General features: G+C 46.3%; 21 protein-coding genes and 1 riboswitch. Of the genes, 12 read left to right on the plus strand and 9 right to left on the minus strand.

Annotation, left to right across the window (positions count from 1 at the left end; all coding sequences use genetic code 11):
- The first annotated feature begins 72 nt into the window (after nucleotides 1–72).
- The 3 genes from EL173_RS14570 to EL173_RS14590 all read left to right on the plus strand — a co-directional run bounded on the left by EL173_RS14570 (nucleotide 73) and on the right by EL173_RS14590 (nucleotide 3,027).
- On the plus strand, nucleotides 73–417 hold the full coding sequence (locus EL173_RS14570; RefSeq protein WP_015764785.1) for a hypothetical protein: 345 nt from the start codon (nucleotides 73–75) through the stop codon (nucleotides 415–417).
- Between the two features lie 336 nt (nucleotides 418–753).
- Nucleotides 754–1,326 carry a hypothetical protein gene (locus tag EL173_RS14575; RefSeq protein ID WP_019728550.1) on the plus strand — a complete coding sequence of 191 codons (573 nt, stop codon included), beginning with the start codon at nucleotides 754–756 and terminating at the stop codon, nucleotides 1,324–1,326.
- A gap of 1,089 nt (nucleotides 1,327–2,415) precedes the next feature.
- Nucleotides 2,416–3,027, plus strand: coding sequence for a hypothetical protein (locus tag EL173_RS14590; protein WP_005690599.1), 612 nt, complete (start codon nucleotides 2,416–2,418; stop codon nucleotides 3,025–3,027).
- Here the strand turns inward: EL173_RS14590 and EL173_RS14595 are convergent.
- Nucleotides 3,013–5,118, minus strand: coding sequence for a glycoside hydrolase domain-containing protein (locus EL173_RS14595; protein ID WP_005690597.1), 2,106 nt, complete (start codon nucleotides 5,116–5,118; stop codon nucleotides 3,013–3,015). The two genes, EL173_RS14590 and EL173_RS14595, sit on opposite strands and share 15 nt — an antisense overlap.
- A 222-nt stretch (nucleotides 5,119–5,340) precedes the next feature.
- A riboswitch (Lysine riboswitch) is annotated at nucleotides 5,341–5,514 on the plus strand.
- Nucleotides 5,515–5,611: 97 nt separating this feature from the next.
- Here EL173_RS14595 and EL173_RS14600 point away from each other — a divergent pair.
- Together EL173_RS14600 and EL173_RS14605 are read left to right on the plus strand one after the other, a co-directional pair.
- Nucleotides 5,612–7,219 carry an ABC transporter permease subunit gene (locus EL173_RS14600; RefSeq protein WP_014570209.1) on the plus strand — a complete coding sequence of 536 codons (1,608 nt, stop codon included), beginning with the start codon at nucleotides 5,612–5,614 and terminating at the stop codon, nucleotides 7,217–7,219.
- 3 nt (nucleotides 7,220–7,222) lie between these two features.
- Nucleotides 7,223–7,969 (plus strand): amino acid ABC transporter ATP-binding protein, encoded by a 747-nt coding sequence (locus EL173_RS14605; RefSeq protein WP_005685051.1) that lies wholly within the window; start codon nucleotides 7,223–7,225, stop codon nucleotides 7,967–7,969.
- Between the two features lie 112 nt (nucleotides 7,970–8,081).
- Here the strand turns inward: EL173_RS14605 and EL173_RS14610 are convergent, their stop codons facing one another.
- The 4 genes from EL173_RS14610 to EL173_RS14630 form a co-directional block, all read right to left on the minus strand.
- Nucleotides 8,082–8,357 carry a hypothetical protein gene (locus EL173_RS14610; protein ID WP_014571717.1) on the minus strand — a complete coding sequence of 92 codons (276 nt, stop codon included), beginning with the start codon at nucleotides 8,355–8,357 and terminating at the stop codon, nucleotides 8,082–8,084.
- A gap of 27 nt (nucleotides 8,358–8,384) precedes the next feature.
- Nucleotides 8,385–9,662 (minus strand): ABC transporter substrate-binding protein, encoded by a 1,278-nt coding sequence (locus tag EL173_RS14615; protein WP_014571718.1) that lies wholly within the window; start codon nucleotides 9,660–9,662, stop codon nucleotides 8,385–8,387.
- 532 nt (nucleotides 9,663–10,194) lie between these two features.
- Complete coding sequence (locus tag EL173_RS14625; protein WP_015764788.1) at nucleotides 10,195–10,911, minus strand: DUF975 family protein; 717 nt, start codon at nucleotides 10,909–10,911, stop codon at nucleotides 10,195–10,197.
- Nucleotides 10,912–10,981: 70 nt separating this feature from the next.
- Complete coding sequence (locus tag EL173_RS14630) at nucleotides 10,982–11,320, minus strand: iron-sulfur cluster biosynthesis family protein (RefSeq protein WP_005687888.1); 339 nt, start codon at nucleotides 11,318–11,320, stop codon at nucleotides 10,982–10,984.
- A gap of 151 nt (nucleotides 11,321–11,471) precedes the next feature.
- Between EL173_RS14630 and EL173_RS14635 the strand changes: the two genes are divergently transcribed.
- From EL173_RS14635 to EL173_RS14655, 5 genes are all read left to right on the plus strand, one after another.
- A complete protein-coding gene (locus EL173_RS14635; RefSeq protein WP_005687889.1) occupies nucleotides 11,472–11,795 on the plus strand; it encodes a hypothetical protein in 324 nt (107 codons plus the stop codon).
- Between the two features lie 480 nt (nucleotides 11,796–12,275).
- A complete protein-coding gene (locus EL173_RS14640) occupies nucleotides 12,276–12,746 on the plus strand; it encodes a PH domain-containing protein (RefSeq protein WP_005714237.1) in 471 nt (156 codons plus the stop codon).
- Nucleotides 12,739–14,253: a PH domain-containing protein gene (locus tag EL173_RS14645; protein WP_014571722.1), complete on the plus strand. Its 1,515-nt coding sequence runs from the start codon at nucleotides 12,739–12,741 to the stop codon at nucleotides 14,251–14,253. Before EL173_RS14640 ends, EL173_RS14645 begins: the two co-directional genes overlap by 8 nt.
- A 31-nt stretch (nucleotides 14,254–14,284) precedes the next feature.
- Nucleotides 14,285–15,061, plus strand: a complete 777-nt coding sequence (locus EL173_RS14650; protein ID WP_014571723.1) for an AAA family ATPase — start codon at nucleotides 14,285–14,287, stop codon at nucleotides 15,059–15,061.
- Nucleotides 15,062–15,171: 110 nt separating this feature from the next.
- The gene (locus EL173_RS14655; protein WP_005690576.1) at nucleotides 15,172–16,038 is read left to right on the plus strand and encodes a fructosamine kinase family protein; all 867 of its coding nucleotides are present in this window, start codon (nucleotides 15,172–15,174) and stop codon (nucleotides 16,036–16,038) included.
- 138 nt (nucleotides 16,039–16,176) lie between these two features.
- Here EL173_RS14655 and EL173_RS14660 read toward each other — a convergent pair whose 3' ends face one another.
- The 3 genes from EL173_RS14660 to EL173_RS14670 form a co-directional block, all read right to left on the minus strand.
- Nucleotides 16,177–16,917, minus strand: a complete 741-nt coding sequence (locus tag EL173_RS14660) for an amino acid ABC transporter ATP-binding protein (RefSeq protein ID WP_005687898.1) — start codon at nucleotides 16,915–16,917, stop codon at nucleotides 16,177–16,179.
- Complete coding sequence (locus EL173_RS14665) at nucleotides 16,914–18,368, minus strand: amino acid ABC transporter substrate-binding protein/permease (protein ID WP_014571724.1); 1,455 nt, start codon at nucleotides 18,366–18,368, stop codon at nucleotides 16,914–16,916. Before EL173_RS14665 ends, EL173_RS14660 begins: the two co-directional genes overlap by 4 nt.
- 282 nt (nucleotides 18,369–18,650) lie before the next feature.
- Nucleotides 18,651–20,111 carry an amino acid ABC transporter substrate-binding protein/permease gene (locus tag EL173_RS14670; RefSeq protein WP_015764789.1) on the minus strand — a complete coding sequence of 487 codons (1,461 nt, stop codon included), beginning with the start codon at nucleotides 20,109–20,111 and terminating at the stop codon, nucleotides 18,651–18,653.
- 206 nt (nucleotides 20,112–20,317) lie between these two features.
- Between EL173_RS14670 and EL173_RS14675 the strand changes: the two genes are divergently transcribed.
- The gene (locus tag EL173_RS14675; protein WP_005690569.1) at nucleotides 20,318–20,866 is read left to right on the plus strand and encodes a GNAT family N-acetyltransferase; all 549 of its coding nucleotides are present in this window, start codon (nucleotides 20,318–20,320) and stop codon (nucleotides 20,864–20,866) included.
- Nucleotides 20,867–21,042: 176 nt separating this feature from the next.
- On the opposite strand, the gene EL173_RS14680 is transcribed toward EL173_RS14675, so the two are convergent.
- A complete protein-coding gene (locus EL173_RS14680) occupies nucleotides 21,043–21,666 on the minus strand; it encodes a stage II sporulation protein M (RefSeq protein WP_005690568.1) in 624 nt (207 codons plus the stop codon).
- A gap of 224 nt (nucleotides 21,667–21,890) precedes the next feature.
- Between EL173_RS14680 and EL173_RS14690 the strand changes: the two genes are divergently transcribed.
- Nucleotides 21,891–22,826, plus strand: coding sequence for an AAA family ATPase (locus tag EL173_RS14690; RefSeq protein ID WP_025014114.1), 936 nt, complete (start codon nucleotides 21,891–21,893; stop codon nucleotides 22,824–22,826).

Consider the following 22,826-nt stretch of genomic DNA (forward strand, 5'->3'; position numbering starts at 1 on the left):
TTGTATCTTCCTGATGATATGTTTTAATCAAGTGTGACACCGTTTACACCAATAAAACGAAGGAGAATAGCCATGAGCGAATCGCAAACCTGGATTTCTTTTTTAAGCACCAGAAACCCCGCCCTCAAGATGCGTCCCTTGGCATACTGTTTCATAAAGACTTGTCTATTTGCCGGCCCGTATAGCGCTTTTATGAGCTTGTTCATCACCGGTGAAACATTATGGACTTTTTCCGCAATTATCTTTATGTGCATCGTGGTCTTTGTTGCTAATGTTGTTGCAACTATCTCCTATGCAAAGAAAGGAACCTTGGTAAGCCTTTTTAAGTCCAAAAAGAGGTGGCTCGTACAAGCTTTTGTTTCAGCGTTGGGAACTTTTTTACTACTTTCGCTCAGGCTCTTAGTCGCATATATGTAAAAGCGATTGCTGCCCAGACTTAAACTCTGGCTATGACTCTTCAAATGTTGGTTAAGCTTCGCAGCGATGCGTCATGGCTTTAGCAGAAGCTATAGCATTGTAATAAAGCACCTTAACTCTAGCACCTTAACTCTGCCAACTTGAACTTTTAATTATCGGTTAACAATGTCTCAGCCTTGCCAGCTGTCACCTTCATGTATAGAGAAAAGTTAAAATACTTCGCCTCTAACATTCTAACTAACGCTATACGTGCTATGATTAGCACCACCGTTATTCACTTTATCAACAACTTGTGCTCATTTACATTAAGAAATCGCGTAGAGGGGTGTGATAATTTTGGGCCTTGTAGAAAACTGGTTTCCGTTTATCTGGTTGCTACTCTTAGGAAGTGGGAGTCTTTCCGTTTATACGTTTTATTTGCGTCGTAAGTTTCACTACAATCCGTACAGTCTGAAAAAGGCCTTTAGTAATTCACCAACTAATCCCTTTCAATTTGGAAAACAAAGCAATTCTAAGATACGCCAGTTAATAACTTGGTCAAAGGTGACGCTGCTTCTTTTTATACTTACCGATATTGCTACATTCGTTCTTTTAATTATGACCATCACAGAGGTCATTTCCAATAATTCAATTGATGATCCTTGGCCAACCATCATTGTGACTTCCTTTACTGTTGGACTAGGGATTCTTTTTAACGTCATCGCTCAGAAAAAAATGACATTACAGATAAAGCATTATCAACAAATAAAACATAAGGTAACCTTCGCGATGCCGATTCAAAGTTTTTTTGACAGTCAAGCGCCGTCTGTCGGTTTTCGTATCCTTAGCCTAAGCATTATCAACCTAGTTTGTCTATGGAGCGCTATTTTTGCGACTGTTATGCTTCTAGCAATCCCTAACCTTCATTAACTCTGCATTTACACTTACTTTTTCTGGCTTAGTACTTGTATTGAGTGACGATGTGTTATGATCGACAACAACACCACTGCATGCTAGTGTTGCTTCCGCACCCCTGTCTTCTCGAGGACCAACTTGAAAGCGAGTGATATGCTCTTGTCCTTTTCAGTAAATTGGTTAATAATGGCGATTTTCCCCCTATTTCTCAGTATCTGTCTTTCAGTTTATTCTGGATACTTAAGGAAAAAGTTTAGGATTAATCATATTAGTATAAAAAAGGCTTTCAAAAGTTCCGATGATAGTTATTTTCGATTCAGAGAACAAAATAATTCTAAAATAGGCAAATTGGCGTATTTGCAAAGAATGATGCTGGTTATTATTGGACTCGGTTACCTCATTAGCTTGGCCCTCTTTCTTTCAATTTTTTTGGAACTCATTAACCGGAATCCTTTAATAAGAACCGCTCCCTTCGCCTTATGTGCTGTGTCTTTAACGTTGGTATTTGATATTCTTCTTCAATCGACTAGCAAAAAAAAGTTGATACTCCAAATTATGGAGTACCAACATCTTAAAGCGAAAGAGTCACTAACTGCTCCGATTAAGGATTTCTTCGGATCAAAACAGCCTTTGATTAGCATGAGACTGTTTACTCTGGGAATGACCAGTTCGGCCCTCTTGATAGTTTCCTTTTTCTGCCTCTTTATTGATCTAACGCAGCCTCTATCCCGTTAAAACTATCCACCAAAATGTTGGGTAATTTTTTCACGGTGAATTGAGTTCACTGCTACGAACTGTCAAACTTCCTTTGAGTATGGCAATCTATTCTTGTTATTTAGACATTTCTAGAGGATTTCTTCACAGTATTAGTTTGGATCAATATTATTCCTGACACTGTCCGCCTGGTGTATTCTCTTGATTTTGGTTCGGCCTTTAAGCTTCCCTGACGTTCTTAATTTTAAATCATTGTCTTCATTAAAGTTACAGATGCTGACAATTGACATACTCCAAAAGACTCTTTGAATGGTAAAAGCAGACTTTGTTACCATCAGAAAATTGCTTCCCGTTATTTTTTGATATCGCTCGAAAGGTAGTGACGTTTCTATGTTTTCACTATATAGTTGGGTTATTTATGCCATACTGTTTCTCATCGCAAGCTTTTGCTGTGCCTTTTATTCACTCTTTATCCGGCACAAGTTTAAGCTCCATGACAGACTATTGACGAAAGCATTTGGTGATCCCCTCCATAATCCGTATAGATTCCTAGAAACCGAAGATGATCAAATTGCCCGCTTATCACAAGCGTTTAAATTCACCACGTTTATAGGGATTGGTTGCTATTTTATTGGCTTATTTCTCTTTTTCAAAAACCTGAATAATTTCTCAAACCAAATTAATCTAGGCTTAATTGCCATTACCATTTGTTTCATGTTAATTGGAATCATCAGTTTGATCCTAGCCCAGCTAACTGATCAGCAAAAAATGATACGCCAAATTAAGGCGTATCATCAACAGAAATACAAACTAAAATTTTGTGATTTCTTTGATTCTGCTAAACCAAGTGCAAGCATCCGCCGAAATCAGGCCAACATAGTCGGATTATTATTTCTACTAGCAATGCTTTTTTGCATTTTCATGTTTTTCAATTCAGTAAATTATTCTCCTCTTTCAACTTCCCGTATCACACCAACCTATCTTTTGTTAGGCAAACACTAAAATAAGCGCCCCGCCAACAATCACCGCTGTCGCGACCAAACTTGTTGCCGCCGAAAGATAGTTTGTTCCCATATTTCCAGCTAAATCTAAGGAAAAACCTGTTGAAAACACTGGACGCTCGGCGACCTTAACCTCAGGATGATTCTGCCAATAGATAGGCATAAATTTGATCTTCCAGTTAACCGCAATATTCACATCAACATTTGAAAGCTTTTTAGCTTTGATAACGTTTACGGTGATATCTAACTCTACTGTCCCAATTTGGTCTGTTTTAATTGAGTAGTCGATTGACCCTTGCGAAATCTTTGCCCCCACTTGTATTACCTTCGACTGATCAATTACAGCTTGATAACTGGTTGCATCTTTAATGTTTCCAAAATTCGACTCGAATTTTTTCTGCAATGCTACACTATCCAGTTTGCCATCTTTAATACCAATAGGGCCGTTCCCAGCCGTAAAATCTACTGACCAAGTAGCGATTACACCTGGGCTCGGCATTGGAAACATGTAATCTTTGCCTGCTGAGAAATTTACCAAATCGTCAATCAAGCCATTCATCAAGTCATTAGCAACAACTACTTTTGCTGAGTCCGGTAAGGCACCAGGCGTGAATGTCTTCGTGCCCGGATCACTAATTTTGACATCCGTTGCAACCTGATCAATTGGAATGTCACCAATGCTGTACTCAATAAATTGATCGAAGCTCCAGTTTAACGGCATTGCATAACCTAAATTACCTGAATAGCCCGTTGACATATCGGATACGAAACAGCGCACCGCATATCCCGCTTTTAAGACATGTGCACAAACATTTCGCGTGCCATAGATTCCAGCACGAAAGCCTGATTTGGCAAGCCCTGAATTGACACCCCGCATATAAGCGACCACAGTTGCCTCAATATCGCCTTCCAGAATGTCAACATCACAAGCAAAGTAGATAATAGTGCTATTAGGAAAGCCAAGAACTCGTGCAGTTGAAGCAACCGTCATTGCATCAAGCACACCTTGAGTTTCGGTGAAATATTTAATGTCGGCGCCGCCATCTTGATAGATTGGAAAAATGCTCATACCGCCATCGGTAATTGATTTAATCTCAGACGCAGTCAAATTCTTAGGAGTAAAAGCATTCCCTACTGCCCCCTTTAGGTATCGCCCGACAATGCTGAAACCATATTTACGTAACAATGCAACATCAGAACTCGTCAGTTGCTTAGATGTGTCACAAGCGATTGAATCGCGTGTTGTATCACCATTGCTAGTTAATAGGCCCTTAATAACCCGATTACCAGCGATTCTTCCTGTGGTTGGTTCCAGGTTCATCATTGTGCTAAAGGCAGCCACTGCATCGCCAACTGCACTGGTGAATTGGCCATTAGTCGGAATGTCTGTGAAACCATTTACTAACAGACCGTATTGTAGGATGCGAACGGCGTCAGTATCTGTTGATCCCTCAGATAAAACAGGGCAATTGTCAATTGTCTTCTGCCCATAGATACCATTTGCAACATCAGCAGCCATCCCTTCAGCTCTTTGCAATGCATAAATCAAAGCTGTGTTAGTGTCACGTTGATAGATGCCATCGCAAGGTAGAATGCCAATGTTATTACTGAACCGTCCATTAAGATATTGCTGCATTGACCGAACCTTCTCCGATCCCCCAGTAACCAAGGTAAATGCAGCCATATCGAACAATGCCGCCATAAGATTAACTGTAACTACGCCATTTGCGGTAATACCCGCATTCTGCTGTAGTGTTTTGAAAGCTTGCTCTGTTGCATCAGAAAAGTCCTGATTAAAGTCGCTACCAGGATTGATGCCTTTACACCAGAAGGCGCCTTGAATGAGCTGGGCGATATTGCCCTTATAACCGGGCTTCAAACTGCCTACCACCGAAGCTAATGCTGTCTTGGTTGCATCGCCAAATCCTTCACCAATAGCGCTAATACCAATTTCATGTTGTAGCCCCATCCGCAAACTATAAATAGTGGGCCATCCAGTTTGTCCGTTCTCGGGCGCTGTCGTGAAACCAGAAACACTGCTATACGTTTTATTAAGCCATTTTTGAACGGCTAGTACCGCTTCATCTGCCATTTTAAAAATCTCTTTTACAAATTTTAAGGTGACACGTCTGTCATCGAATTAAACAGAACACACGTTCGATTTAATTCTACTGCGGAGACTTCTTTTTGTCCAAACTTTTCTTAAATAAACTTCTGATCGCACAAAAACCAAGTTAGCGATTACGATTACTCCACAAAAATTGACATTCCGTTCCCGTTCCGCTACACTCGTTTTTGACATTTAAATACACCACCAAGAAATAGAGGTTGCGGTGGGCAACGAAAACTGGGGAGTGCCGAGTCATGTTGAACCAGTCGTAAGTGCCGCCGCCGAAATGTTGAATCGTATTCGGACGATTCGCATTGGGCCATGGGCGCATAACCCATGGACTGTCGAAGCTGGTTGCTTCGGGGCGCTATGATTCTGGTTCATGACTAAAATCGATGGAATCGACCTTTATTGCGGTATCAATAAAGGTCGATTTTTTGGTTCCAGCTCTATTTCCCACTACAAGAAGGGAGAAATGTCACTTATGAGAAAACATTGGGTTGCGCGTTTAGGCGTGCTAGGGTTCGCATTGAGCCTCCTGCTTGGCAGTTTTGCCGCAACACCTGTCAGTGCTGCCAGCGATGACAACACGTTTAAAGTCGGAATGGAGGCCGGCTATGCACCGTTCAACTGGACGCAAACAACGAGTGCCAACAATGCGGTTAAGATTCAAGGCAGCCAAGAATACGCAAACGGGTACGATGTTCAAATTGCCCGCAAAGTTGCCAAGGCGTTGCACAAGAAGGTTGTGGTGGTCAAAACATCATGGGATGGTCTGCCGCCTGCATTAACTTCTGGCAAAATCGATGCCATTATTGCCGGCATGTCGCCAACGCCAGATCGTCGCAAAACCATCGATTTCAGTAATCCGTACTATATTTCCAACCTGACGATGGTCGTCCGCAAAGATAGTAAATATGCCAAAGCCAAAAGTATTGCCGATTTCAAAGGCGCCAAGATTACTGCCCAACTGAGCACCTATCACTATCAGGCGATTAATCAAATCAAAGGCGTTGTCAAGGAACCGGCGATGAACGATTTTCCAGCCATGCGCGTGGCCTTGGAATCCGGCACGATTGATGGCTATGTTTCCGAAGTACCAGAAGGGATTACTGCCGAACGTGCGAATCCGAATCTGATGTATATCCATTTTGCCAAGGGTCAGGGTTTTAAAACCGATGCCAGTGATACTAACTTAGCGATCGGCCTGCGAAAAAATGATCCTAATAAGGCCAAGATTAATGAGTTGCTTGCTACGATCTCTACAAAAGAACGGGCACGGTTGATGAACGAAGCCGTTGATAATCAGCCGTCAACCGAAAAAAGCGGCAACTGGTTCATGGCGATTATGAAACAGTATGGTCCCATGCTATTGCGCGGTACCGGCATGACGCTGCTGATTTCTTTGGTCGGGACACTTGTTGGCTTTATCATCGGTTTGCTGGTCGGTATTATTCGAACCACGCCAAAGCCAAAGAAACTGGGTCAGCGTGGGTTACGGGCCGTGATCAACTGGCTGCTGTCCGTTTATATTGAAGTCTTCCGTGGTACGCCAATGATCGTTCAGGCAGCGGTTTTGTACTATGGTGCGGCTCAAGCCTGGCATCTGAACATGGATCGGACAACCGCGGCGTTATTGATCGTCTCAATTAACACGGGTGCTTATATTTCCGAAATTATCCGTGGCGGTATTATCTCCGTTGATGAAGGTCAGTTTGAAGCAGCCAATGCGCTTGGCATGACCCATCTGCAAACCATGATGAAGGTGATTCTACCGCAAGCGGTACGCAACTCCCTGCCCGCGGTCACCAACGAATTTATCGTTAACATTAAGGATACTTCAGTGTTATCCGTCATCTCGGTTTCCGAACTGTTCTTCAGCGGCGAAACGATTGCCGGACAAAGCTTCCAGTTCTTCCACACGTATCTGATTGTGAGTGGCATCTACCTCATCATGACCTTCACCATCAGCCGATTATTCCGTCTCATCGAAAAGCATCTCGATGGTCCAAAAGATTACAATGTGATGAACAATCAAATGCAGGTCGAAACACCCAAAATCAGCACGGCAAAGGAGGACTAACTGATGGCAAACGAACCTTTAATCCAAGTCAAGAACCTTAAAAAGGCTTTTGGTAACCACGAAGTTCTAACCGATATCAATCTTGATGTTCAAGCGGGCGAAGTCGTTTCCATTATTGGTCGTAGCGGATCCGGTAAATCAACGCTGCTGCGGAACATTAATCTTTTGGAAACTCCCACTGGCGGCGACATACTTTTTCATGGCAAAAGTATTCTGGGAGATGATGTCAAGCTGAGTACCTATCGTGCCAAGGTTGGGATGGTGTTTCAGAGTTTCAACCTGTTCAACAACATGACCGTCTTGCAAAATGTTATGGTGCCGCAGCAAACCGTTTTGAAGCGTGACGCTGCTGCCGCCAAAACGCATGCCTTGGAATTGTTGAAACAAGTCGGCATGGACCCGTTTGTTGCTGCTAAACCGGATCAGCTTTCCGGGGGGCAGGAACAGCGGGTGGCGATTGCGCGGGCCGAGGCGATGGATCCTGAAGTCCTCTTGTTTGATGAGCCAACCAGTGCGCTTGATCCGGAAATGGTCGATGATGTGTTAAACACCATGACGGCCTTGGCGCATACCGGGCTGACGATGATCATCGTGACCCACGAAATGGCCTTCGCGCGCGAAGTTTCCGATCGCGTCGTCTTCATGAATAATGGCGTCATTGCCGAATCCGGCACACCGGATCAAATCTTCGGCAATCCGCAACAACAAGCGACCAAGGAATTCCTGAAGCGTTATTTGAATCGGGTATGATGATTCAAGTGCGCGCAGTTCTTAATTGAAAAAGGCATACAAAAACGCGACCCTGAATTTCCGGGGTCGCGTTTTTGGTGCCGGTTAGTATTCAAGTATAACCGTGACAGATTCACCGTTTGACCGGCTTATTTGATTTTGAAGCCGTCTGCTCACGCTTCTTTTCCCGATGTTCCCGCCATGTGTCTAAACTGACAACGATTAAAAATAGAAAAAAGCCGCCCACGACTGACTCTGCCGTCAAAACAAGATAACGCAGCGCCAGGTACCCTTTTCCAGCCGTAACGTCTTGATAGCCGACATAGCCAAACGTCATCAGTACGGCTAGGCCCAAGACCAGCAGCGTATAAATCAGGGTGCGTTTTAATATCCGTTTGAATGTTGTCATGGACACGGCCTACTTTCTATCGGTTCGTTAACGATTATCTTTCAAAATGGTTTCTGCCTGCTTTTGTAACTGGGTCAAAACCGTCTTCGGGGCCGCCTTCTTGGAAACGGTCTGGTCAACAGCATCCAGAAGGTTATTACGATAGGTGTTATAGCCAATGAATGGCGTTGATGAAAAGGCGTCGTCATAAGCCTTGATCGCAGCTTGATATGGTGGGTTGGCCTTCAGATATGCCTGATAAGCACTCGACTTTGTTGCGGTGGAAACAACTGGCACGTACCCGCTCGCCTTGGCCCATTGCGTCTGAATCTTCTTACTCATCAAGAATTTCATAAACTTAACGGCACCTTTAATCTGTGCTGCCGACGCCCCTTTGAATACGGAAATGCCGTTGTTGCCTAGAACCGAACTGGCTTTGCCTTCAAAACTCGGCATAACCGCGGTGCCCCAGTGCATGTCTTTAGGTGCAGTACTTGCAATCTGCTGAATCGTGGCACTGGAACCGAAGCCGGCAAAAATCTTGCCTTGGACAAATGGCACATTAAAGTAGTTATCCAACCCAGCGGTGACGGCCGTCTTGTCTTGCAACATGCTGGTAATCGCCGTCATCGCTTTAATGCTGGCCGGCGTATCAATCTTGGCCTGATACTTAGGGGTAATCAGGCGGTTGCCGGCATCATAAGCCAGCGTTTCAAACTCAAAGTCATAGCTCTTATTAAAGGCAACGCCGGTGATACCGTCACCTTTGAGCTGCTGCCCGATCTTTTCGAGTTCTGACCAAGTCTTAGGTACACTGAGATGATACTTGTCTAAAATGTCTTTATTGTAAAACATGATCCGAGTGCCAGTAGCAAACGGAATCTGATAATAGCTGCCATGGTATTTCAGGTTGGTGGCGATCCCGGGATAAATTGACTTCAATTCAGCAGAAGAAAACTGATCCTTCACCTGCTGATCAATATTGACCAACATCCCGTCATGAACGTATTCCGGAATAATCGTGTCCGTCACTTGCCCAATCGTCGGTAACGTTCTGGATTTGGCCGATGCTAAGTATTTCTTTTGCAGATTATCATATGAACCTTGCGAAGTTGCAACAACTTTATACTGCTTCTGGCTACTGTTGAAAGTCTTGATATAACTTTCCAGTGCCTTGTTGTAATTACCGGTCATGCGATGCCAAAACGTAATGGTAACCGGACCCTTAGAGCTTTTGGATGTTGAACTGCCACCGCTGCTGCAAGCGGTCAGCGCCAATGCCATCAATCCGGTCGCAATACCAAGTAACCAACGTCTCTTCATCATGATTCCCTCCATCATTGCGTTGTGTCATGGACAGGCCCGCTAACTTACCGGCCCCGTCCGGCTACCAATCATCTAGAAACCACATACAGTATACCAATACTCACGGCAGCTAGGGGATTTTGTTTTATCATAACGCGTTCGCCAGCGCAGAAATCTACGTGTAAGGACCTTGGTCGCAATGGTCAAATCCCGATCATCACGTCTGAGGCCGCTTATGTTCTGGTTTACGCCCATAACGCGCTCCCCGGCGCAAAAGTCTGCGTGTAAGGACCTTAAGCGCAATGGCCAAAGCCCGGCCATCACGCTTAAGGCCGCTTACACTCCGACTTCTAATCGCGCCGGCTCACGCTCACTTTCTATAACGCGCTCCCCGGCGCAGGGACCTGCATGTAAGGACCTTGGTCGCAATGGCCAAGACCGGGCCATCACGACCAAGGCCACTTACACTCCGGTCCCTAACCGCGCCGGCTCGCGCTCACAAAAAAAGAAAGCCGAGAATCAATCCCGCTTTCTTTTACCAAGTTATGCTGTGTTATGCTGCTTGTTTGTCCTTCAACTTGAGATAGAAATTCGCAAAAGTCATGGTTCGATACGGCATGACCCAAATAGCCGCTAAGCCAAATGTAATCAGTTCGAGCAGCCACCAACCGAGAAAACTCAGGATCAAGACGAAAAATTCCCATTTGTAACCGTCCATCAGCTGCCGGCTTTGGGTAATCGCTTCGGTATAGCCAATCGGTTGCCCGCGGTCAATGGCATCACGATAAAGCCACTGTGCCTGCGAATATGCCAAGGCTTTGACGATTCCCGGAACAATGAGTAGCAATGTCCACAGGAAGACCCAGACCCACTGCAATAAACCAATAAGCAGGCTGCCTAGAAAATACTCGCCTCGTTCAAATATTTTGAACATCTGCCGCCAACCAAAATGATGATCCGAGCGGCCGCGCAGCCCATCTATCATGGCAAAGCCGACGCCAATCATCAAGAGTAATCCTAAAAGCGAGACAAAGATGAGAATTGATTGCCACATATTCAAGTATTCATTCATATGACTACCTGTGACTGTATCGAGGCGACTTTTAACCAGTATTTGCCATTCACCGTGATGTGCTTCTCGAATCGTTGGAAACGGGACAATTGCCGCCAACCCTGTCAAAAGCAACGCCGGTAAACTAATAAGTAAATAATAGCTGAAATTGGGATTCAACTCCGCCTTAGCTTGATCTTTTAATGCTGTCCGATCCATCGATAATGCCCCCTTCTAACGACGATACATGTTGTCACCGCTGGGGCTATCATAACAGAAAGCGACCATTCTAGACGAATTTTAGCGGCACCTTTGGATTAAGTTGCGGTTTTCCGCGCAACAAAGTAAATTCATCCCCATTAACGGTCAACTCGGTCTTGGTATCAAAAAGTCCACAGGTGTAACTCTTAATCAACACCGGTCCGACTGGGGAATCAAGGTGCGCATCAAATACATCTGGCACATTACGGCGCGGCAATATCAGCAGACTGAATTTAGCTTGCGTTGGATCGTGATACGACCGTGAATAAGGGCCGATGCCATCATTTAAATCTAAAATCAAGACCCGATCCGCGCGTAATAGCGGCGCCAACCGAGCTGCTGCCTGTGCAGATATATTAAGCTCCATATTCCGCCCCTTTTAGTATCATAATCCCTGTTTTCCCCATTATGAATCCATTGTCGCCAGGATACAACTGGCTTGTAAAAGTTTATCGAAATGCCTAGAATTGGAGTAACGAGTTCCAATGTTATTTAGCTAGCTAAGACGAGGTGTGCCAATGAATATTTATTCGGCTTTAAAATTTGTCCAGATCGATCATGCACCAGTCAATCATTTACAGGTTGTCGTCACCGATCAAAGTGGCAAGCCTGATGCTGGCATGACAGACTTATTAATCGACTGCCTCAACAAGATCGACATTTTCGTTGATCTCAGCACCACCGACCGCGTCAGTGACGTGATTGATGATCTCAATTTACTGACGCCACTGCCTTATGATGTTCTCGAAGAATATCAAAAGATTCTCGAGCAGCCCATCACCGGTATCAACATCGCCATGAAAAAACAGTTAATCGAATTCGTTTATGCGCCCTTAGTTTAACATCACGGTGCTTCATCCTTACAAGTCCGCCTGTCGGTAAGCAACGTATGCTACCAATGACAGGAGGATTTTTTTATATGGTGAGCGTGAACCGGCGCGCTTAGGGATCGGAGTGTAAGTGGCCTTGGGCGTGATGGCCCGGTTTTGGCCATTGCGACAAAGGTCCTTACATGCAGATTCCTGCGCCGGTGAACGCGTTATGGAGCGTGAACCGGCGCGCTTAGGGATCGGAGTGTAAGCGGTCTTGGGCGTGATGGCCCGGTTTTGGCCATTGCGACAAAGGTCCTTACACGCAGATTCCTGCGCCGGTGAACGCGTTATGGTTGGCGAACGCGTTGTGGTTATTATCTCACAAGAGTGCACCCGGTTTCGACTGGCATTCGTTAAAAAACCTCCGTTATTCCAACACTTTTGAAGCGTAAACGGTTTCGTTTAGACCAATTTTCTGCTATCCTGACGAAAACGGAGGCGACGAACAACATGGAACAAACAGGACAGGCTTTACCGGCCACCATTCAACGAATCTGGCGTGCCAGTGCCGCAATCTGGGCTTTGGTCATTCTAATTGCCGGCTTACTTTTGATTGCGGCGTGGCATTTTTGGCATTGGTCGCTGTGGTTAGCAATAGGCGCCATGGGATTTGCCATTTTACAATTGATTTTCCGTCTTGCTTTAGTGCCCTATCGCTACCGTTTCTGGCGGTACAACATTACCCCCACAGCCGTTTTCCTACAAAAAGGCTTCTTCTTTCAAAAAAATGAAGCCATTCCGATTGCCCGCATTCAAAATGTGACCTTAGAAGCCGGGCCGCTGCTGCAATGGCAGGAACTTCAGCAAGTCAATATCGAAACGGCCAGCACGGCACATGTTATCGACGGTGTTACTCGACCGGTTGCAGATCAACTGCGAAATCAGATTCTACAACTGGCCCAGGAGGCGCGCAATGAATGACAAACCCAAACGCCTTGCACCCATTGCCATCCCCATTCATTGGCTGATGTCATTTATTGCTTGGTGGCCGCTATTTGTCAGTGGCGGCTTTTCAATCTTGAAGAATGATATGAAGCCCCAAGAATTTTTGTTCTGGATCAGTCTGGTATTAGGCATTTTGGTATTAACGCTGCTTTGGTCCATCGTGCATTATTTGCGCTTTACCTACTTAGTCGCACCAGACGGCTTGACCATCAATAGCGGAGTCTTCATTCGAAAAATCAATCATATCCCATACGGCCGTATTCAAACCGTTCAGCGCCGGCAGTGGTTCTTTTTAAAACCGCTTGGCCTGGAGCAGGTCTCTATTGAAACGGCCGGGAAGGAATCCAAGAAGGCTGAAGGGATGCTGGCCGCCGTTCCGACAACGGTAGCGGATGCCATCAATCGTTATCGGCAAGGGCTTACTGATACACCAACAACTTCGGCTAGTGACCCTACGACTGAGGGCGCGCAAACCGAAGTAACACCGGCGGCAAAAACCCCAGACGCTGCCTACAAAATCAATGCACATGATCTCAATCAATATGCGCTCACTTCGCTTGGGTTCATTCCCATCATTACCGGGATTCTCTGGCTGGTACAAAAGGTTCAAGAATACCTTCCCGATAGCTGGTATAAGCAAGCTGAACACGCGCTAACCGGACTGGCCATTTATCTGATTATTGCCTTAACGGTTATCGTCTTAGTGCTCGGCTTTGCCATTTCTTACCTGAACATTTTGCAGCGCTATTACCACTTCACGCTTGATCGAACCGGTAACGAATTGCAAACCAGTCGTGGCTTTTTCCAGACCAACACCGTCAGTGCCCAACTGTCCCGCGTCCAAGCCGTACGCTTCAAACAAAGCGTGTTACGGCAGTGGTTTCATCTCAGCACGGTTCAGGCACTTCTGGCGTCAAGTGCTGCCGATGATGAAAAAAACGATGATTTGGTTCTGATGCCCGTCATCAGGCAACGACAGGCGTTAACGACCATGCAAACATTCATTAGCTGGTTACCAACCGCCGCCCCTGAATTAGAGCCGATACCGACTCGTCATCGCTGGTACTATGTGCGAAACATCGTGCTAGGTAATTTTGGCCTGATCGTCTTGCCGGCTATCTTAGCCAGTACCTTATGGCTGCATCTTAGCTGGTGGCTGTGGCTCTTGCCGGTTGGCTTGCTGTGGCTTGTCATCGTGGCTTTACAAGGCCAATACGCCGGGGCTAATGCGGCAATCGGCATCGCCGCCCCCGATCAGCTCGTCATCCAAGTGGGTGAGACTTGGACAAAGCAACGTTATTTTGTGCGCAAGAAGGATATTCAAGCCATGAGTTTCAAACAGTCGCTGTGGATGAAACCGCGAAAAATGGCACATCTGGAAATTCACATCCGCAAAGGCAATAACGATCAGAGTGTCAGTTCACGGTACATGAAAGCCGATTTAGCTAAACGCATCATGAGCTGGTACCAACCATTGCCTTAATCAGTCACTTTAAAAGTCAGGAGTCTTTCCTTTGCTACTCACCAAGATCGAATACGCACCACCACGTCATCACAGCGATTACCCGTTTAATTTGCCTTGGCAAGCCGATTTTCACGAATTAATCCTGACCCGTCCGGTGACCATTTTAACCGGCGACAATGGTAGTGGAAAATCAACGTTGCTCAATGCGATCGCTGCCAATTACAATGCCATCCTCATGAGTGGTGCCGCTTTGGAAGACGACCCTGAGTATGACAATAGCCGCGCCTTGGCCCGCCACCTTAAGCTAACGTGGACATATCGGACCAAAGCCGGCTTTTTCTTTCGCGCCGATGATTTCATTTCATTCATTCGCGCCACCCGCGGCCACATCAAGTACGCGCAAACGCAACTTGAACATCTCGCCCCGCAAAGTTTGGAGCGCCTGCCCTATCTCAATACCCTAAGCGCAATCAAACATTTGTATCAGGTAGATTTAGACACTTTATCCCACGGCCGGGCGTTTCTGGCCTTATTTCGGGCGCGATTGCATGCCAACGCTTTATATTTATTAGACGAGCCAGAATCCCCCTTGACGCCGGAAAATCAGCTCAGCCTGTTAGCCCTGATTCATGCCGCAGTCGCAAATGGTGCACAGTTTATCATCAGTACCCATTCCCCTATCCTGATGGCTTATCCTGACGCCCAACTGCTCGCATTAGGCGACACCTTGGCACCCGTTCACTATGATCAAATCGACCATATCACTTTTCTGCGTAACTTCTTAGATGACCCGCAACGTTTCGTCTATCACCTGCTCAACGACTAAGCGATTGGCATGATCGCTAAAAGTGTTTTAAGCTGAAGGTGACAAGTAGCTGACATTGTTTATCAAAGGGAAATCCGATGCCAAAACGCATCCATGAAAGGAGAAGTTGTATGCTAACAGCAGCTTGGACTAAGCAATTACCGTTGCAACACATTACCGCGATCACACCAGTAGGCGGAGGCGATGTCAATCAAGCATATCGGGTTGACACCGCGGAAAAGCCTTATTTTCTACTCGTTCAACCAGGCTATCCGGCCAGTTTCTATGCCGGCGAAATTGCCGGGTTAGAGGCATTTGAGCAGGCAGACATTCTGGCTCCACGGGTGATTGCTAATGACACCATTGAAGGTGATGGCTACCTGCTGCTTAGCTTCCTGACCAGCGGCAGTGGCTCGCAGCGTGATCTCGGTCACTTGGTTGCCCACTTACATCAACACCACGAACCCTCTGGCCGCTTTGGCTTCGACTATCCATATGCCGGCACCAGCGTTTCGTTTGCCAATGACTGGACCGACTCCTGGGCTGACTTATTCATCCATCAACGCCTCGACAAGCTCTCCGCCCATCTGCGTCAAAAAGGCTTGTGGCAAGCAGCCGATCAGACAACTTTTCAACAGGTTCGAACCATCATTCAAAAAACGCTTAATCAGCATCATAGTGAGGCGTCCTTATTGCACGGCGACTTATGGGGTGGCAACTATATGTTCACAGCAGACGGTCAGCCGGCGTTAATTGATCCGGCCGCTTTGTATGGCGACCGCGAACTCGATATCGGCGTGACGACCGTTTTCGGCGGCTTCACCCAAGACTTCTACACGGGCTATCAGGAAGTTTATCCCCTTGATCCCGGCTATCAGTTCAGGCTCGAATTCTACCGGCTGTATTATCTGATGGTTCACCTTGATAAGTTCGGCATGGGCTATGCTGGCAGTGTCGCCGCCGTCATGGACCGCATCTTAGACCACGGTTTGGCATGAGACTCCCATTTCCTGCTAAGCATCCGGATTATTTCCCGGGAAATGTGGCAGCAATTTCGAAAATACCACTCAAAAATCGGTTCAGGATCATATCCCGAACCGATTTTTTAGTATATCTATGCTTAAATTTGAACAACCTCAGGCATTCAAAACCTTATTCAAGAAACTCTTAGTACGCTCCTCTTTTGGATGCTCGAAAATGTCTGTCGGTGTCCCTTGTTCAAGGATTGTACCGTTGTCAAAGAAGACCACCCGATCGGCAACTTCTTTAGCAAAGCCCATTTCGTGGGTAACGATCACCATCGTCATCCCTTGTTTAGCGAGTCGGCGCATAACGCCCAAGACATCGCCAACCATTTCCGGATCCAAAGCACTGGTCGGCTCATCGAACAGCATAATATCCGGATGCATGGCCAATGCCCGGGCAATTGCCACCCGCTGTTGTTGGCCACCGGAAAGCTGTGCCGGCATCGCATCTGCCTTATCGGTCAAGCCAACCACTTCAAGCATCTCCTTAGCTTGTTGGGTTGCTTCTTCTTTGCTGGCAATGCCTAGTTCAATCGGAGCCAACGTAATATTACCCATGACCGACATGTTCGGGAACAGGTTAAAATGCTGGAAGACCATGCCGATTTTTTCGCGAACTTTATTGATATTCGTTCCTTTATGGGCAATGTCTTCACCGTCAATCAAGATCTCGCCGCTTGTCACCGTTTCAAGACCATTGATCATCCGCAAAACGGTACTTTTCCCGGCACCAGACGCCCCGATCATGACAACAACTTCATTGTTTGCAACGTTTAAATTAACGCCTTTGACCACATCGTTATCGCCGAAGCTCTTGTGGACATTTTTCATTTCAACTCGATACTGACTCATGCTTTCACCTTCTTCTGAACCCAGTTACTCAGCCAGGTTAATAGGGTAATGATAATTAAGTAAATCAACGCGACCATTGTCCAAATCTTGAACCCTTCCATGTTCCGGGCAATGATGATTTTCCCGGTTTGCGTCAGTTCAAGTAAGCCGATGATGGACAGAATAGACGTATCCTTCAAGGTAATAATAAACTGGTTGATGAAACTCGGGATCATGATCTTAATCCCTTGTGGCAGAATCACTTTGCGCATCGCTTTCCCAAAAGGCAACCCTAAACTGCGCGCCGCTTCCATCTGTCCGGGATCGACGGCTTGGATGCCGCCTTTAACAAACGCCGCCGTGTACGCCCCTTCGTTTAGGGTCAAGGTTACAATCCCGGCGATGAATGCCGGTACTTTTGATCCGATGAGACTTGGCACCCCGGTATAAATGAAGAGTGCCAGAACCATCAACGGCAGTCCGCGGAAAATATAAATAAATGTCGTTGCGATGCCTTGGCACAACTTATTTGGAATGACCCCTAAGAAGCCAATCAAAATGCCGACCAAAGTAGCAAAGAAAATGGCGACAATGGTCAAGACCATGGTCTCACGCAGGCCATCCATCAAGGTCGACCAGTTGGCTTTCAGTAAGCCGATAAATGACCGATCAGTGGTCTGACTGTTGCCAGCGGCGGTCTTTTGCGATTCGGCACTGCCATTGCCAAGGTAGTGCTCGATGATCTTATCGTATTGCCCATTGGCCCGCAGCTTCTTGAGGCCGGTATTAAACTTGCTGATCAATGCCTGATTATTCTTAGAAGCTGCAAACCCGTAAGAACCTTCACGTGCCGGTTTACCGACAAGCTTCAGTGCCATGCCGTTATTGATACCGTATTGCATGACTGGCTGATCTTCAAAACACGCCGCCGAATTACCCGTAATGACATCCTGATACATGTTGTTCGAGTCATCAAAAGTGACGGTCGTAAAGCCGTATTTTTGTTTAATGCTATTGGCATAATCGGCCGAATCCGTTCCGGTCTTGATGGCAACGCGTTTGCCGCGTAAATCTTTTAACGACTTGATCTTACTCTTCTTGGCAACGGCCATGACTACGCCGGATTTATAGTACGGATCACTCATCAAAAACTTTTGCTTACGTTCTGGTGTGATGGACATACCGGCAATCACACCGTCAATCTGTTTTGCTTCAAGCGCCTGCACCGCTGCATTGAACCCCAGCGGTTTGATTTCGACCTTGAATCCTTCCTCTTTGGCAATGGCCTTAATCAAATCAAGGTCAATCCCGACATACTTGTTATCCTGATTGGCAAATTCAAACGGTGCAAAAGTGACATCCGTTCCAATCGTATATGTTTTCTGTGCTGCCGCCACCGTCTTGCCGGGGATTAATGCCCCGAGCATTAAAGGTAAGGCGACTAGCAGACTTAGCAGCCATTTCCGCTTCAACCCAAACACCACGCTTTCTAATGATTACCAGCCCATTAGGCCGTTATTGCATGCGCCAGTTTAAAAATAACTGGTTGTGCGCCAACCACCGTCACTCAGTACATTGCTGCCCGAGTCTGGTTCTGCCACCTACTTGTTTAAGTATGCGGCCAAGCGCAGCTCATCTCCTCGCACTAGTTCGATTTTTAAACTTACTATCCTATGCTAGCGGAACTAAATAGTTGCTGTCCAGCGTTGATGTTAGCTTTCCTTACATTTGTCACATTATTTTACGTAGCCGGCCTAGACCTCCATGCGTCGTTGTACCCAGTTGCTAAGCCATGTCAGCACGGTGATGATAATCAGATAAATCAGCGCAACCATGGTCCAAATCTTGAACCCTTCCATGTTGCGGGCAATGATAATCTTCCCGGTTTGCGTCAATTCCAGAATACCAATAATAGACAGAATCGAAGTATCCTTGAGCGTAATAATGAATTGATTGATGAAACTCGGAATCATAATCTTGATCCCTTGTGGCAGGATGACTTTCCGCATCGCTTTTCCAAATGGTAAGCCTAAGCTGCGGGCTGCTTCCATTTGGCCGACATCCACTGCCTGAATACCACCTTTGACAAAAGCTGCCGTGTACGCCCCTTCATTCAGCGTCAGCGTGATGATCCCGGCAACAAACGCCGGTATCTTGGAACCGATTAAACTTGGTACGCCGGTGTAAATGAACAGCGCTAGCACCAGCAACGGTAAACCGCGGAAAATATAAATAAATGTCGTCGCCACCCCGCGAGCAAACCGATTCGGTAAAACACCTAACAACCCAACCAAGATCCCAACGGCAGTCGCAAAGAAAATAGCCACAATGGTCACGACCATAGTTTCCCGCAGCCCGTTCATCAAGGTGCCCCAGTTTTCCCGCAATAAACCTAGAAAACTCCGATCAGTGTCTTGGGTCTTGGCGCTTGTCTGCTTTTGCGCTGCTTGTGTACCATTGCCAAGATACTTGGCAACAATCTTGGCATAAGTACCATCAGCCTTGACCTTTTTCAAGCCGGCGTTAAACTTTTGATCAAGTTCGTCACTGCGCCCTTTTTGAGTGGCAAAGCCGTAATAGCTGGCCTTACTTTCAGGTCCGGCAAGTTTGAGCTTCAAACCAGTCGCAATGGCATATTGCAACACCGGCTTATCATCAAAACAGGCCACTGAATTGCCGGTGATGACGTCTTGATACATATTATTGGAATCATCAAATGTCACTGTGCTGAAGCCATATTTAGACTTCAAGCTCATCGCAAAGTCCGCGGCTGCGGTACCAGTCTTCAAAGCAACGCGTTTACCGCGCAAATCTTTAAGCTGGTTAACCCCACTGTTTTTCGCGACTGCCATTGCGACGGCCGTTTTATAATATGGATCACTCATCGCAAACTTCTGCTTACGTTCCGGCGTGATCTGCATGCCGGCAATCACCCCGTCAATCTGATGGGCTTCTAATGCCTGCACCGCTGCGTTGAATCCTAATGGCTTAATGTCGACACGAAATCCTTCCGCTTTGGCAATTGCCTGCATGAGATCAATATCGATCCCGACATACTGATTATGTTTATCGGCAAACTCAAACGGGGCATAAGTGACATCCGTTCCAATCACATATGTTTTCTTCGCCGCGTGCGTTGATACCGGCATCGCCATACTCAGTGTCAGTATCAACGCAGCCACCCCAGCTACGCACCACTTCCAAACCCGTTTCATGAAAACACCATCTTTCTCATATTTACTTAACACCACGACAAATCAACCATCGTGATCCGGCAGTGGCCCTTTATGACTGAGCCCAAAAAACATTTTGCCGTATTCACAGCTACCAAGTCTACCGATTTTCTGAAAGCTTGTCCATGCGCACTGAGAAGAAGATTGTTTTATACTAAGAGAAACTAATAAGAAAATGGGATGAAGCCATGTTTAGCTACCTAATTGATTATGACCTGAAACTAGCACTACCTCGTCCGGAAATTGATGGCCCGCTTTTATTCGAGCAAATCGAAACTAGTCGCGATTCATTGGCCGCTTTTTTACCATGGGTTGCTACCACGTTAACTGCCGATGATGAAATCAATTTCTTAGCTGCCACCTTGAAAAGCTTCGGTGAACAACGCGCGCTGCATTTGGTCATTCACCAAGCTGATGCCCCGGTTGGTATTATCAGTCTCAATACCATCGATCACACCCTTCATCATAAGGCCGATATCGGTTACTGGCTGACATCATCTGCGCGTGGCAAGGGTATCATGCATAAGTCAGTCGAAGCCATGGCTGATATTGCTTTTCATGATTACGATCTTAATAAGCTGACACTGAATGCAGCCGTCACCAACGATGCCAGCAATCACGTCGCCGAAAAAGCCGGGTTTCATTTGGACGGCATTTTACGTCAGGAAGATCCGCATCACAATGGCGACTTTCTTGACGTAAACACCTACTCCTTGCTTCGGTCAGAATGGTCTTAATGTTCCACGAGAAACATTAAGCGCTTATTTTTCAAAACGGGCACTTATTGAAAAGTGGCCCACGAATCATTTAAAAAGCGAATGAGTCTCCTTAAACTTTAGGAGAACTCATTCGCTTTAGTTTATGTTGCCAAAAAAAGATTGACACTCGGTTCAAGACAAACATCCATCAGCTATCAATGAACAATCAGTCGCAAAAGTACCGGGGTCACAAAACCTTCAATCAACGCTGCCACTGCAATCATGGGTACGACGATGCAAACATATTGTAAGGCAATGGCTTTGACATCCAGCGGTGACTTTTCATAATGAGCATCAGAAAAGAAACGCTTGATTGAATGACGCAGTGCGCGATTGACTTGTGCTGCTAGGGTCACACCGATAATCAAAGCGCTCATTTCAAGAATGCCGTGTGGTAGAATTCCCAAAGCAAATGCGGCTAGTGCTCCGCTGAGACCCATCTTGGCTGCATAAACGCCCATGACTAAGCCGACTGACGCACATGTCACCACATACGAAAGCCAATAAAGAAATGGAATCGGGATCATACTTATTAGCATCAGCCCCAAAGCAACGCGTTCATTATTAAGCAAGATCATCCAAAAAGCATGGAGATTGTCTTTTGGTTCTGCAAATTTGTCTGACAATCCGGTCACAATTTGGTGAATAAATGTCGGATTCGCATCCATCACAATGTAGGTAAGTAAGCTCACCATAATGGTAATCGCAATAAACAAGAGCCAGCCTACCAACAAATAATGCCCGATAATATCCAAGTGATACGTCAACCGTTTTTTCATATGGTCCCCTCCAATCAGTCTGCTTATGGGGTCAGGCTATAGTATACCCTACGCTGAAATAAGGCGCTATTGAGAAGATTACCGCCAACAACATCAGCATGAGTTTGACTGATTGCCAACACTGCAGGAAGAAGCAAAAAGGTTGCCACTGACGGCCTCAGCTTGTGACTTGCTGTTTCCACAATTTTACTGAATAATGGCCGCATGGAGGTGTCGTGATCGTGATGGAAATCAGCGAAGCACAAGCAACTTTTAACGCAGCGCGCAAACAGGTCGAACAAGTCGTCGTTGGTAAACCGATGCCGATTTTGCTGGCATTTACCGCTTTATTAGCTGGCGGCCATGTCTTATTTGAAGATATTCCCGGGGTTGGTAAAACCACCCTCGTTCAAACCATCGCCAAAACCTTGGACATACCCTTTTCCCGAATTCAGTTTTCGCCTGATATGCTGCCTAGCGATGTTCTAGGTACCTCAATCTTCAATCGGGCCACCAATGCATTTGAATTTCAACGCGGGCCAATCTTCACAAGCGTTTTGCTGGCCGATGAGATCAATCGCGCCACACCAAGAACCCAAGCAGCGTTACTGGAAGCCATGGGTGAAGGCCGAGTTACTGTCGATGGCCGCACTTATCCGCTTCCGCCTGACTTTTTCGTCATGGCAACGGAAAATCCCACCGATTACGCCGGCACCTATCCGTTACCAGAAGCGCAATTAGACCGTTTCATGTTACGCCTATCCCTGGGGTATCCCGATGCGGCCGCAGAAAAAAGTCTCCTTGTCAGTCCTGATCGGCAAACCATGATTGCAAATTTGAAACCCGTCCTTGATGCGGCTAGCTTGGCTGCAAGTAAACAAATCGTGCCAACCATCACAGTCACTGACGCCATTGCCGATTATGTCCTGAAACTGGTTCAAGCCACCCGCGCCGATCAGCGAATTCGACTAGGCATCAGTCCGCGTGGTGGGATTGCCTTAGTGTCAGCAGCAAAAGCGTTTGCCCTGCTCAACGGACGATCCTTCGTCAAGCCCTCTGACATTCAGCATTTGGTCATTCCCGTCTTTGGCCATCGCTTGATTCTTAAAGACCCGACTGTAAAATCAGCCGATCTGTTAACCGAGATTCTTCAGCATACCGCCGCTCCAATTCGGAGGTGA

It is taken from the genome of Lacticaseibacillus rhamnosus (genome assembly GCF_900636965.1).
Classification (GTDB): domain Bacteria; phylum Bacillota; class Bacilli; order Lactobacillales; family Lactobacillaceae; genus Lacticaseibacillus; species Lacticaseibacillus rhamnosus.